Consider the following 11,798-nt stretch of genomic DNA (forward strand, 5'->3'; position numbering starts at 1 on the left):
GTCCTGGCCCGGGCCCCTGGCCCGGGCCCCTGGCCTGCGCCCCGATCCGCGCCCCGATCCGCGCCCCTGGTCCGGGCCCCCGATCCGCGCCCCTGGCCCGGGCCCTTGGCCTGCGCCCTTGGCCTGCGCCCTTGGCCTGCGCCCTTGGCCTGCGCCCCGGGCCTGCGCCCCGGGCCCGCTCCACGTGCTCCGGGTCCTGGGCCGGGCCCGGGCCACGGCCCCGGGCCCGGCTTTCTGAGCTGGGGGCGCCGCCCCGTTTGCAGCCGCGCCGGCGTTTGAGGCGGGAACGGGGGAAGGGCGGGTAGGGGACGGCTCCGCGCAGCGGCACCCCACCCGCGCCCGCCGGCCGGGCCCCGGCCCGAGGCCGTGCGGCCCGTCAGGGCCGGCCGCGCGGGCGGGGCCCCGGAGACGGCCCCCGCGTCCGGAGGAGGGGGTCAGTTCAGGAGGGCGCGGGCCGAGACGGCTTCCGCGCGGATGCGGGCCGCCGCGTCCGCGTCGACCGCGTCCATGACCTCCGCGTACGCCTCCATCTCCCCCGCCCCCTCCCGGAACGCCCCGCGTTCCACCAGCAGCCGCGCCCGCTCGTACCGCAGCGCCGCCGGATGCGACGGCAGCAGCAGCGACAGGTCCAGCGCCCACAGCGCGACCCCCGACTGCTCGGGCCGCGAGGAGGCCCACACCCGGATGTTGTTCAGGATCCGCAGCACGATGTCCAGGGTCCGGGCGGGCGTCCGCGGCCCCGCCGCCAGTTCCGCCGGCCCGGCCCCCAAGGAGGCCCCGCCCGCGAACGGGTCCGCGACGACCCCTTCCTCCGGGTCCCCGAAACCGATCACGAAGTGCCCCGGCAGCCCCAGCCCGTACACCGGCGCCCCGGCCCGCCGGGCCACCTCCAGCCACACCACCGACAGCAGGATCGGCAGCCCCCGCCGGCGCCGCAGCACCTCGTGCAGCAGGGAGGACGACAGCCGGTCGTAGTCGGCCGGCGTGCCGTGGAAGCCCATCCGGCCCCCCAACAGCTCGGTCACCGCCGAGGCCCACGCCCGCGCGCCCCGCAGCCCGTACGGCAGCATCCCCGCCAGCCGGTCCAGCTCGATCTGCGCCCAGTCCATGGCCCGCTCGTCGAGCCCCGGGTCGGCCTCCGCGGCCAGCAGCAGGCACAGCCGCGCGAGGTCGGGCCGCTCGGAGCGGGCCTCCGCCGCGAACAGCTCCCGCGTCGCCGCGCTCACCGGGCGGCCCGGAAGTGGTGGTAGGCGTGGTGCGTGGCGAAGCCCATCCCGTCGTACAGGGCCCGCGCGCCCGGGTTGCCGGTCTCCACCTGGAGCCACCCGGCCGACGCGCCCTCCTCCAGCGCCCGCCGCGCCAGCGCCGTCATCACGACCGTGGCGAGCCCCTGCCGCCGCCGCGCGGGATCGACCGTCACCGCCGCGAAGCCGGCCCAGCGCCCGTCCACCACGCAGCGTCCGATCGCCCGGCCGCCGTCGAGGGAGGCGAACCACACCGACGGCCCCTCGACCAGCATCCGCCGGGCCAGTTCCGGATCCCGGACCTTCCCGTAGCGGGCCAGCCAGTCCTCGTCCGGCGCCCGGGTCAGCGCCACGGCCGACACCGCCGCCTCGTCCGCCCGGTCCGCCGCTTCGCCGACCGGCGCGAGCGCCCCGGTACGGACCTCCGCGGAGACCTCGTTGACCCAGCCGCGCCGCTCCAGCTCCGCGCAGAGCAGCTCCTGCGTGCCGACGGCGCCCGTCGCCGCCTGGACGTACGCGGGCAGGCCGCGCTCCGCGTACCAGGCGCTCACCCGCGCGAGCGCCTCGTCCAGGGGTATCCCCGGGTCGCCGAGCGGGAGCACCGAGTTGGCCCGCCGGGTGAACCCGTCGGCCGCCCGCAGGGTCCAGCCGCCCAGGGCCTCGCTCTCCAGCGGCTGCCAGGCCCGCGCCGTGATCCGCGCGAGCTCCTCGAAGGAGGCCGCGGGACCCCTGCGCCGGGCCGGTGCCGGGGGCACGGTCTTGCCCGCCACCAGCAAGGATTCCGCGATGCGGACGGACACGCCGTCCTTGCGTGTGATCGTGAGCACACCCTCGTTCCAGGATGTGAGAACCCCGACGGTGTCCATGAAGACGGGGGGTACCCGACCCCCCTCCTCCACCCGTCGTACAGAGACTCGTTTCCCCACGTCAGCCTTGGTGATACGGATCTCCAGCAGTCCTCCGGCAGTGATTTCCACAGCTCTGTCCGCCCCTCCTGTTCGGATCGTGCCCGGGAACGGAGATACTAGGTGCGGGCATCGACGACGCCGCGCTCCCGCGCGAATGGACAGCCCTACCGAGGAGGAACGAGAGCGTGACCTACGTCATCGCGGAGCCTTGTGTCGACGTCAAGGACAAGGCATGCATCGAAGAGTGCCCCGTCGACTGCATCTACGAGGGCCAGCGGTCCTTGTACATCCACCCGGACGAGTGCGTCGACTGCGGCGCGTGTGAGCCGGTCTGTCCGGTCGAGGCCATCTTCTACGAGGATGACACCCCGGAGGAGTGGAAGGACTACTACAAGGCGAACGTCGAGTTCTTCGACGAGCTCGGTTCGCCCGGTGGCGCCTCCAAGCTCGGTCTGATCGAGCGCGACCACCCCTTCGTCGCCGCACTGCCCGCCGACATCAACGCCGGCGAGCACTGACCGTTCACGGCAGACGCGCCCTTCGGTCCCGTACGGCACCCACGCCGCACGGGACCGAGCCGTTTCACCCGCCACCCAGAGAGAGCAGAGACCACCGTGGCCGCAGTTTCCGACCGTCTTCCCGCCTTCCCCTGGGACAAGCTGGAGCCGTACAAGGCCACGGCGGCGGCCCATGCGGACGGCATCGTCGACCTCTCCGTGGGCACGCCGGTGGATCCGGTCCCCGAGCTGATCCAGCGCGCCCTCACCGGCGCCGCGGACTCCCCGGGCTACCCGACGGTCTGGGGGACGCCCGCCCTGCGCGACGCGATCACCGGCTGGCTGCGCGGCCGGCTCGGCGCGAGCGCGGCCGGACACCGCAACGTGCTGCCCGTGGTCGGCTCCAAGGAACTCGTGGCCTGGCTGCCCACCCAGCTGGGCCTGGGCGCCGGCGACAAGGTGGCCTACCCCCGCCTCGCCTACCCGACCTACGAGGTCGGCGCACGCCTGTGCGGCGCCGAGGCCGTGGTCTACGACGATCCCACCGAGCTCGACCCGGCCGGCGTGAAGCTGCTGTGGCTCAACTCCCCGTCCAACCCGACCGGGAAGGTCCTCCCCAAGGAGGAGCTGATCCGGATCGTGGCCTGGGCGCGCGAGCACGGCGTCCTGCTCTTCAGCGACGAGTGCTACCTCGAACTCGGCTGGGAGGCCGAGCCCGTCTCCGTCCTGCACGACGAGGTCTGCGGCGGCTCCTACGAGGGCATCGTGGCCGTCCACTCGCTCTCCAAGCGGTCCAACCTGGCGGGCTACCGGGCCGCGTTCATCGCCGGTGACGCCGACGTCCTCGGCGAGCTGCTGGAGATCCGCAAGCACGGCGGCATGATGACCGCCGCCCCCGTCCAGGCCGCCGTCGTCGCCGCCCTCGGCGACGACGCCCACGTCCAGGAGCAGCGCGGCCGCTACGCCGCCCGCCGCGAGGCGCTGCGCACGGCCCTGGAGGCGCACGGCTTCCGCGTCGAGCACAGCGAGGCCAGCCTCTACCTGTGGGTGACCCGGGACGAGCCCTGCTGGGACACCGTCGCGCACCTGGCCTCCCTCGGGATCCTGGTCGCGCCGGGCGACTTCTACGGCGAGGCCGGCGCGCGGTTCGTCCGGGTCGCCTTCACCGCCACCGACGAGCGGGTCGCGGCGGCGGTCAAGCGCCTGGGCTGAGGCCTCGACGAGGCCGCCGGCCCCGAACGGGCCGAAGGGGCCGGGAGTTCGCGCTCCCGGCCCCTTCGGCGTGTTCCGCGGCGGTCAGCCGCCGAGCGGCAGCCCGCCCACGGGCAGGGTGCTCACCGGCAGCTGGCCGACGGGCAGGTCCTTCACCGGCAGGTCCTTCACGGGCAGGTCCTTCACCGGCAGCTGCCCGGCGACCGGCAGGCCGCCCAGCATGCCGCCCGCGTCGCCCGCCACCGCGGCGGCGGGAGCGGCGGCGGGGACGGCCTGGGTCGCGCCGGCCGGGACGGCTTCCGTGACGGCACCCACGGCCTGGGTGGCGGAGGAGGCGTCCGGTGCGGTGACGGCGCCCAGCAGCGGTACGGATTCCAGGCCCGCGGCGCTGGCCGCGCCGGCCGCACCGACCACGGGAGCGGTACCGGCTGCGAGGAGAAGCGCGGCGCGGGCGATCCGGCGGGTCAGGGGGAGGGACATGATGCTCCTAAGCGGTAGCGGCTGAGTACGCCGTGTACAACCGCTCCCGGGGTGGGTGGAGTTGCGGACCCGGTGGGTAAAGGATCGGCAACGCATCGTTTAATCGGCTTCCGCGACAAACGCACCGGATGTGCGCCCACCAGGCCTTCTGTCCGTGTCCGGCGCCCCCGCGCGGCCGGCCCGCCACCCCCGTACGGGTGAGGACCCGTACGCGCGAGCGGTCCTCCTCCGCCTCCGGGCCGCGCGCGGCAGCTCCCGCGCGCGGCAGCCCAGCCGGGGTCGGCTCCGCCCGGCTCAGCCCCGGCGGGTCACGAAGATCCGGACCTCGTCCGGCGCCGCGTCGTGCGGGTCCCGGCCGCCGGGGGTGCGGGGCTGCCAGCGGCCCCCCTCGCCGCCCGCGACCCAGCCCGACGTGCCGTACGAGACCCGGCCGATCCCCAGGTCCGCCGAGCGGGCCACCGCCCAGTGCGCCATCGCCCGGGCCCGGCGCGCCTCGACCGGCCCGCCGTCCTTCTTCAGCCGGAGGGTGATCTCGGCCTCCGTGGCGACCCCCGCACCGGAGCGGCCGGCCGTCGACCCGGCACGGACCCCGCCCAGCGCCTCCTTGCCGAAGGCCCGGGCCAGCTCCGCCCGGACCCGCTCGGGGTCCCCGGCCGCCGGGGCCGGGCCCGAGCAGGTCAGGGTGGCCGCGGTGCCGCTCTCGCCGAAGGCGGCCGTCAGGACCGTCGCGTCCGGCTCGTGCTTCGCGTAGGCCTGCGGAAAGCCGCTCAGCTGCACCCGCTGGGCGGCCACCGTCAGCGGGAGCCGCGTATAGCCCTTGATCTCGGCGAGCCGGTCGTAGAAGATCCCCGCCGAGTACACCGGGTCCATGATCTGCGCCGGCGTGCCCCAGCCCTGGGACGGCCGCTGCTGGAACAGGCCCAGCGAATCCCGGTCGCCGTGGTCCAGGTTGCGCAGCGCCGACTCCTGCATCGCCGTCGCCAGCGCGATGGTCACCGCCCGGTCCGGGAGCCCCTTGGAGATCCCGACCGCGGCTATCGTCGCCGCGTTGGAGGCCTGCTCGGGCGTCATCTCGTACGACTGCACCGTGCCCGCCGACGCGGCTCCGGCGCCGGTCGCCGTGACGGTGCAGTACGGAGTGCCACCGCCGTTGGACGCGCGCTGCACGACGCAGTACCCGATCACCGCGAGCAGGACGGCCAGCGCCAGGACCGCGCGGAGCGGCCTGCGGCGGCGGGGACGGGAGCGATCGGTCTCGGACACGCGGCCCACCGTACTTGAGGCGTACGACGCGTCCATCGTCCGGACGGACACGGGCCCGGCGCACCCCTGGGGTTAGGGTCGGTTCCATGCCCGAATCCGAGCTGGACCTCACCCTGGACGCTGCCGAGCTGACCGCCCGGCTCGTCGACATCCCCTCCGTGAGCGGCGACGAGAAGGTACTCGCCGACCTCGTGGAAGACGCGCTGCGCGGCCTGCCGCACCTCACCGTCGACCGCCACGGCAACAACGTCGTCGCCCGTACGCACCTCGGCCGCGCCGAGCGCGTCGTGCTCGCCGGCCACCTCGACACCGTGCCGATCGCCGACAACGTCCCCTCCCGCCTGGACGAGAACGACGTCCTGTGGGGCTGCGGCACGACGGACATGAAGTCCGGGGTCGCCGTACAGCTGAAGATCGCCGCGACGGTCCCCGAGCCCAACCGCGACCTCACCTTCGTCTTCTACGACCAGGAAGAGGTCGCCGCGGACCTCAACGGCCTCGGCAAGGTCGCCGAAGCCCACCCCGACTGGCTGACCGGCGACTTCGCCGTCCTGCTGGAGCCCTCCAACGCCGAGGTCGAGGGCGGCTGCCAGGGCACCCTGCGCGTCCTGCTGCGCACCCGAGGCGAGCGCGCCCACTCCGCGCGCAGCTGGATGGGCTCCAACGCCATCCACACGGCGGGCCCCATCCTGGCGAAGCTCGCCGCCTACGAGCCCCGCAAGCCCGTCATCGACGGCCTGGAGTACCACGAGGGCCTCAACGCCGTCCGCATCGAGGGGGGCGTCGCCAACAACGTCATCCCCGACGCCTGCACGGTGACGGTGAACTTCCGCTACGCCCCCGACCGCGACGAGGCCGGGGCGCTGGCGCACGTGCGGGAGGTCTTCGCGGACTGCGACATCGACGCGTTCGAGGTCGACGACTCCTCCGGCGGGGCCCTGCCCGGCCTCTCGCACCCGGCGGCCGCGGCCTTCATGGAGGCGGTCGGCGGCCGCGCCATGCCGAAGTTCGGCTGGACGGACGTGTCCCGCTTCAGCGCCCTCGGCGTGCCGGCGGTCAACTACGGTCCGGGCGACGCCCTGCTGGCCCACAAGGTCGACGAACGCGTCGAGACGAAGGCCATCCTGCACTGCGAAGAACGACTCCGTGCCTGGCTGACCTCGTAAATTCCCCTTCCGGCCACCTTCGTGCGCCTAACCTGATCCAACGATCAGCAGGAGGGAGCACATCATGGGCAACCCCGGAGGTTCGGCAGGCCGTCGGCCCGAGGAGCAGCAGCTCGGGCCGGTGTTGCGCAGGCGGGGCCAGGTGCAGGCGGGCAGTACGACGGATCAGCGGCTGCTGGATTCGGCGGGGCCCTCCGAGTGGGTGCACACCGATCCCTGGCGGGTCCTGCGCATCCAGTCGGAGTTCATCGAGGGCTTCGGCACGCTCGCGGAGCTGCCGCCCGCGATCAGCGTGTTCGGATCGGCCCGCACCCCGGTGGACTCGCCGGAGTACGAGGCGGGCGTACGGATCGGGCACGCGCTCGTCGACGCCGGCTTCGCCGTCATCACCGGCGGCGGCCCGGGCGCGATGGAGGCCGCGAACAAGGGCGCCCGCGAGGCGAACGGGATCTCCGTCGGCCTGGGCATCGAGCTCCCCTTCGAACAGGGGCTCAACCAGCACGTCGACCTCGGGCTGAACTTCCGTTACTTCTTCGTCCGCAAGACGATGTTCGTGAAGTACAGCCAGGGGTTCGTGGTGCTGCCGGGCGGCCTCGGCACGCTGGACGAGATGTTCGAGGCGCTGACCCTCGTACAGACGCAGAAGATCACCCGCTTCCCGATCGTGCTGTTCGGCACGGAGTACTGGAAGGGCCTGATCGACTGGCTGCGCGACACGGTCATCGCCCAGGGCAAGGCCTCGGAGAAGGACCTCTACCTCTTCCACGTCACGGACGACGTCGACGAGGCCATCGCCCTGGTGACGAAGGAAGTCGGCAAGTAGGGCGAGCGGCCCGGCCGGATCCGGAGGAGCAGGCCTAGGCCAGTCCCCGGCGGGCGACCGCCGGGGGCCGGTGGCCCTGGATCGAGGCCACCATGTCGAGGACCTGCTTCGTCTCCGCGACCTCGTGGACGCGGTAGACCCGGGCTCCGAGCCAGGCCGAGACGGCCGTCGTCGCCAGGGTGCCCAGCAGGCGCTCCTTGACCGGCTTGTCGAGGGTCTCGCCGACGAAGTCCTTGTTGGACAGGGAGACCAGCACCGGCCAGCCGGTGTCCGTCATCTCCGCCAGGCGGCGGGTGGCCTCCAGCGAGTGGCGGGTGTTCTTCCCGAAGTCGTGCCCCGGGTCGATCATGATCGACTCCCGGGGGACGCCCAGGGCCGCCGCCCGCTCCGCCAGCCCGACCGTGACGCGCAGGATGTCCTCCATCACGTCCTCGTACGAGGTCCGGTGCGGCCGGGTGCGCGGTTCGACCCCGCCCGCGTGGGTGCAGACGATGCCCGCCCCGAAGCGCGCGGCGACTTCCGCGAGCCGGGGGTCCACCCCGCCCCACGCGTCGTTCAGCACGTCCGCCCCGGCCTCGCAGACGGCCTCGCCGACCTCGTGCCGCCAGGTGTCCACGCTGATGACCACGTCCGGGTGGCGGCGGCGGACCTCCGCCACGAAGCCGACCGTGCGCCGGGCCTCTTCCGCCGCGTCGACGTGCTCGCCCGGGCCCGCCTTGACCCCGCCGATGTCGATGATCGCCGCGCCCTCGGCCACCGCCCGCTCGACCCGGTCCAGCGCGGGTTCGTCACGGAACGTCGCGCCCTGGTCGTAGAAGGAGTCCGGAGTCCGGTTCACGATGGCCATGATCACCGGCTCGTGGGTGTCGAACTCGCGCCTGCCCAGTCGCAGCATCCCGCTCTTTCCTCCTTCGGCGACCCGCTCGCCTCGTCTGCGACCTTAACCTGGTGGCCGGAGTCTCTCAGGGGAGTTGATCGTGTTCTGGTTCTTGCTGATCGCGCTGGTCGTGGTCGTGGCCGCGGTCACCCTCGCGGTGATCGGCGCGGGCACGGAGGCCGTCCTGCCCGACGCCGAGCCGGACCGGGTGGCCGACGCGCTGCCGGAGAGCCGCCCGGTGGTCCAGGCGGACATCGACGGCCTGCGGCTGCCGCTCGCGCCGCGCGGCTACCGGATGGCCGAGGTGGACGACGTGCTCGACCGGCTGGCCGCGGAGCTCGCCGAGCGCGACGCGCGGATCGCCGAACTGACCGCCGCGGCCGCGCCGCAGGCCGCCCGGCCCGCCGCCGCCCCCGAGCCGGCCGACGGGATCGACCTCGGCAAGGACGAGCGGTGAGCGGCGCCGGGCTCCTCGCCGGACCCGACGGCGCGCCGCGCTGCCCGTGGGGGCTCTCCACGCCGGACTACGTCGCCTATCACGACACCGAGTGGGGCAGGCCGGTCCACGGGGACGACGCGCTCTACGAGCGGCTCTGCCTGGAGGCCTTCCAGTCCGGGCTGTCCTGGCTGACGATCCTGCGCCGGCGCGAGGGCTTCCGCAGCGCCTTCGCCTCCTTCGAGATCGCGAAGGTCGCCGCCTTCGGCCCGGCGGACGCCGAACGGCTCCTCGCGGACGAGGGGATCATCCGCAACCGGGCCAAGATCGAGGCCACCCTCGCCAACGCCAGGGTGCTGGCGGGCTGGCGGCCCGGGGAGCTGGACGAGCTGATCTGGTCCCACGCCCCGAAGCGGCCCGGCCGGGCCCCGAGGACCACCGCCGACGTCCCGGCGGTGACCCCGGAGTCCACGGCCCTGGCCAAGGCCCTGAAGAAGGCGGGCATCCGCTTCGTCGGGCCGACCACCGCCTACGCCCTGATGCAGGCCTGCGGGCTGGTCAACGACCACCTCGCGGGCTGCGTCTCCCGTACGGCGCAGGCGGCGGCGTAGGCGAGGGCCGGGCCGCGGTCAGCGGCCGAGGTAGCGCGGCGGCTGCTTCGCGAGGAAGGCCTGGACGGCGATGGCGTGGTCCTCGGAGGCGCCCGCGCGGGCCTGGAGCTCCTCCTCGCGCTCCAGGGCCTCCGGGAGCGTGCGGGAGGCCCCGTAGGCCAGGGACTCCTTGAGGGCCGCGTAGGCCACCGTGGGACCCTCGGCGAGGGTGCGGGCCACCGACTCCGCCTCCGCGCGCAGCGACTCCGCGGGCACCAGGCGGTTCGCGATGCCCAGCTCGTACGCCTCACGGGCCTTCAGCGAGCGCGGGAAGAGGAGCAGGTCGCTCGCGCGGGAGGCACCGATCAGGCGGGGCAGCGTCCAGGAGACGCCGGAGTCTGCGGTCAGCGCCACCCCCGCGAAGGAGGTGTTGAAGGAGGCCGTCTCCGCGACCACGCGGAAGTCCGCCGCCAGCGCGAAGCCGAAGCCGGCCCCGGCCGCGACCCCGTTCACGGCGGCGACCACCGGCTTCGGCATCTCGGTGAGCGCCCGGACGATCGGGTTGTAGTGGTCGGCGACGGTGTCCATGGTCAGGGAGGAGCCGTTCTCGCGGTCGGCCGCGAGGTTGCCGATGTGCTCCTTGAGGTCCTGGCCCACGCAGAAGGCGCGGTCGCCCGCCGCCGTCAGCAGCACGGCCCGTACGGCGGTGTCGGCGGCCGCCGCCGTGACCGCGTCGCGCAGGGCTGCCTTGGCCTCCGTGTTCATGGCGTTCATCGCGTCGGGCCGGTTGATCGTGACGGTCGCGAGTCCGTCGGTCACTTCGTAGAGCACGCTGTCGGCCATGGCGGGGGTCCCCCTTCGTCGCGGGCTTGGCTACCGGCCGGTACCGGCCGGTCCAAGGGTCAGCATGGCGGACGGGACCGGGGGCGGGTGTGTGATGTGCGTCAAACGAACCGGAGCCCGGGCCCCGGGAGCGGCGGCGAAGTATCGCAGGCGGATCCCCGAAATGAGTGGTTTTGGCCGAGCGCGTTGCGCAAGCGTTCCCGGCCGATGTTGGTCATCGGGTCCTGACATGCGGGATAATGGCTGGGAAGCAATGTGTTCGATGCCGGGTACTAGGCGCCTGAACGGGGCCGTCGGCTGACGATGAGCTGGTTTCAGGAAGGGGAACGAGCATGGCGGCCATGAAGCCGCGGACGGGCGACGGCCCGCTCGAGGTCACCAAGGAGGGGCGGGGCATCGTCATGCGCGTACCGCTTGAGGGCGGCGGTCGGCTCGTCGTCGAGCTGACTCCCGACGAAGCGGACGCCCTGGGTGACGCCCTGAAGAAGGTCGTCGGCTGAAGCGTCGGCACCATCTGATCTCTGCACCGCCCCGGCCGCTCCCAGCGTCCGGGGCGGTGTTGCGTCCGGGCCCGGGGCCGGGGCGCCCCGCCCCGGAGGACGGCCGCACCGGCCGGCGGCGCGGGGCCCGGCAGCGGACGGCCTAACGGCGGACGGCGCAGAGCAGGCCGTCGCCGACCGGGAGCAGCGCCGCCTCCAGGGCCGGGCTCTCGCGGACGCTGCGCAGCAGTTCGCGGACCCGGATCACTTCCACCGGCTGGGCCGCGGAGTCGACCGTACGGCCGTCGGAGAAGACCCCCTCGAAGCACACCAGGCCGCCGGGTCTCAGCAGACGCAACGATTCCGCGAGGTAGTCCAGGGACTCGGCCGGGTCGCCGTCGCAGAAGACGAGGTCGTAGCCGCCGTCGGCGAGCCGCGGCAGCACGTCCAGGGCGCGGCCGGGGATGAAGCGGGCGCGGTTTCCGGCGAAGCCCGCCGCGCGGAAGGCCTGCCGGGCGAAGGCCTGCCGGTCGGGCTCGGGATCCACCGTGGTCAGGACCCCGTCGGGGCGCATTCCGTGGAGCAGGTGGATGCCGGACACCCCGGTGCCGGTGCCGATCTCGGCGACCGCCTTGGCGTCCGCGGTGGCGGCCAGCAGGCGCAGCGCGGCCCCGGTTCCGGGGGAGACGGACCGCAGGCCCGCTTCCCTGGACCGGTCGCGGGCCCATCGCAGAGCGTCGTCCTCGGCGACAAACGCGTCGGCGAACGCCCAGCTCGTCTGCCGGTTGCCGCTAATGACCCTCTCCTGTCCCCATAGTTGGCGCAACGGTGACTGTATCCGCTGACGTCGGGAACCCGCAGATGGGACCGGGCGTTGGGAGGGGTAGAGGCGGGATAGAGGGGACGGCAGCGGGCAGATCGGCGGCCGGTGACCCGACACCCGTGCAAAGTTACTGCAAAAAGGCTTATCCAGAGCTGAC

The 11,798-nt window shown here is 73.8% G+C and carries 14 protein-coding genes; 7 read left to right on the forward strand and 7 right to left on the reverse strand.

Going from position 1 to position 11,798, the window contains the following annotated elements; translation table 11 throughout:
- Positions 1-434 precede the first annotated feature (434 nt).
- Positions 435-1,226: a transglutaminase-like domain-containing protein gene (locus ACFYYT_RS05375; RefSeq protein WP_351826114.1), complete on the reverse strand. Its 792-nt coding sequence runs from the start codon at positions 1,224-1,226 to the stop codon at positions 435-437.
- The gene (locus tag ACFYYT_RS05380) at positions 1,223-2,221 is read right to left on the reverse strand and encodes a GNAT family N-acetyltransferase (RefSeq protein ID WP_351826115.1); all 999 of its coding nucleotides are present in this window, start codon (positions 2,219-2,221) and stop codon (positions 1,223-1,225) included. Before ACFYYT_RS05380 ends, ACFYYT_RS05375 begins: the two co-directional genes overlap by 4 nt.
- A 116-nt stretch (positions 2,222-2,337) precedes the next feature.
- On the opposite strand from ACFYYT_RS05380, the gene fdxA reads away from it, so the two are divergent.
- Both fdxA and dapC read left to right on the forward strand, forming a co-directional pair.
- A complete protein-coding gene (fdxA, locus tag ACFYYT_RS05385) occupies positions 2,338-2,670 on the forward strand; it encodes a ferredoxin (RefSeq protein ID WP_007266339.1) in 333 nt (110 codons plus the stop codon).
- Between the two features lie 96 nt (positions 2,671-2,766).
- A complete protein-coding gene (gene dapC, locus ACFYYT_RS05390; RefSeq protein ID WP_351826116.1) occupies positions 2,767-3,861 on the forward strand; it encodes a succinyldiaminopimelate transaminase in 1,095 nt (364 codons plus the stop codon).
- Between the two features lie 84 nt (positions 3,862-3,945).
- Here dapC and ACFYYT_RS05395 read toward each other — a convergent pair whose 3' ends face one another.
- Together ACFYYT_RS05395 and ACFYYT_RS05400 are read right to left on the reverse strand one after the other, a co-directional pair.
- Positions 3,946-4,341, reverse strand: a complete 396-nt coding sequence (locus tag ACFYYT_RS05395) for an ATP-binding protein (RefSeq protein ID WP_351826117.1) — start codon at positions 4,339-4,341, stop codon at positions 3,946-3,948.
- Positions 4,342-4,635: 294 nt separating this feature from the next.
- Positions 4,636-5,604, reverse strand: coding sequence for a hypothetical protein (locus tag ACFYYT_RS05400; RefSeq protein WP_351826118.1), 969 nt, complete (start codon positions 5,602-5,604; stop codon positions 4,636-4,638).
- An 86-nt stretch (positions 5,605-5,690) separates the two neighbouring features.
- Here ACFYYT_RS05400 and dapE point away from each other — a divergent pair, with 86 nt between their 5' ends.
- Both dapE and ACFYYT_RS05410 read left to right on the forward strand, forming a co-directional pair.
- Positions 5,691-6,770: a succinyl-diaminopimelate desuccinylase gene (gene dapE, locus ACFYYT_RS05405; protein ID WP_351826119.1), complete on the forward strand. Its 1,080-nt coding sequence runs from the start codon at positions 5,691-5,693 to the stop codon at positions 6,768-6,770.
- A 64-nt stretch (positions 6,771-6,834) separates the two neighbouring features.
- The gene (locus tag ACFYYT_RS05410) at positions 6,835-7,593 is read left to right on the forward strand and encodes a TIGR00730 family Rossman fold protein (protein WP_351826120.1); all 759 of its coding nucleotides are present in this window, start codon (positions 6,835-6,837) and stop codon (positions 7,591-7,593) included.
- A gap of 34 nt (positions 7,594-7,627) precedes the next feature.
- Here the strand turns inward: ACFYYT_RS05410 and folP are convergent, their stop codons facing one another.
- The gene (gene folP, locus ACFYYT_RS05415; protein WP_351826121.1) at positions 7,628-8,488 is read right to left on the reverse strand and encodes a dihydropteroate synthase; all 861 of its coding nucleotides are present in this window, start codon (positions 8,486-8,488) and stop codon (positions 7,628-7,630) included.
- A gap of 76 nt (positions 8,489-8,564) precedes the next feature.
- On the opposite strand from folP, the gene ACFYYT_RS05420 reads away from it, so the two are divergent.
- Positions 8,565-8,927, forward strand: coding sequence for a DivIVA domain-containing protein (locus ACFYYT_RS05420; RefSeq protein WP_351826122.1), 363 nt, complete (start codon positions 8,565-8,567; stop codon positions 8,925-8,927).
- Positions 8,924-9,517: a DNA-3-methyladenine glycosylase I gene (locus ACFYYT_RS05425; RefSeq protein WP_351826123.1), complete on the forward strand. Its 594-nt coding sequence runs from the start codon at positions 8,924-8,926 to the stop codon at positions 9,515-9,517. Before ACFYYT_RS05420 ends, ACFYYT_RS05425 begins: the two co-directional genes overlap by 4 nt.
- Before the next feature lie 18 nt (positions 9,518-9,535).
- On the opposite strand, the gene ACFYYT_RS05430 is transcribed toward ACFYYT_RS05425, so the two are convergent.
- Positions 9,536-10,339, reverse strand: coding sequence for an enoyl-CoA hydratase-related protein (locus ACFYYT_RS05430; protein WP_351826124.1), 804 nt, complete (start codon positions 10,337-10,339; stop codon positions 9,536-9,538).
- Positions 10,340-10,671: 332 nt separating this feature from the next.
- On the opposite strand from ACFYYT_RS05430, the gene ACFYYT_RS05435 reads away from it, so the two are divergent.
- Complete coding sequence (locus tag ACFYYT_RS05435) at positions 10,672-10,839, forward strand: DUF3117 domain-containing protein (protein ID WP_003966491.1); 168 nt, start codon at positions 10,672-10,674, stop codon at positions 10,837-10,839.
- Between the two features lie 142 nt (positions 10,840-10,981).
- Here ACFYYT_RS05435 and ACFYYT_RS05440 read toward each other — a convergent pair whose 3' ends face one another.
- Complete coding sequence (locus tag ACFYYT_RS05440) at positions 10,982-11,644, reverse strand: class I SAM-dependent methyltransferase (RefSeq protein WP_351826125.1); 663 nt, start codon at positions 11,642-11,644, stop codon at positions 10,982-10,984.
- Between the last annotated feature and the right edge of the window lie 154 nt (positions 11,645-11,798).

This window comes from Streptomyces sp. NPDC002032 (genome assembly GCF_042890765.1).
Lineage (GTDB): Bacteria > Actinomycetota > Actinomycetes > Streptomycetales > Streptomycetaceae > Streptomyces.

Coding starts and splice junctions, on each gene's coding strand:
- ACFYYT_RS05395 (WP_351826117.1), bottom strand. CDS start 4,341: ATGTCCCTCCCCCTGACCCGCCGGATCGCCCGCGCCGCGCTTCTCCTC.
- dapE (WP_351826119.1), top strand. CDS start 5,691: ATGCCCGAATCCGAGCTGGACCTCACCCTGGACGCTGCCGAGCTGACC.
- ACFYYT_RS05410 (WP_351826120.1), top strand. CDS start 6,835: ATGGGCAACCCCGGAGGTTCGGCAGGCCGTCGGCCCGAGGAGCAGCAG.
- folP (WP_351826121.1), bottom strand. CDS start 8,488: ATGCTGCGACTGGGCAGGCGCGAGTTCGACACCCACGAGCCGGTGATC.
- ACFYYT_RS05430 (WP_351826124.1), bottom strand. CDS start 10,339: ATGGCCGACAGCGTGCTCTACGAAGTGACCGACGGACTCGCGACCGTC.
- ACFYYT_RS05435 (WP_003966491.1), top strand. CDS start 10,672: ATGGCGGCCATGAAGCCGCGGACGGGCGACGGCCCGCTCGAGGTCACC.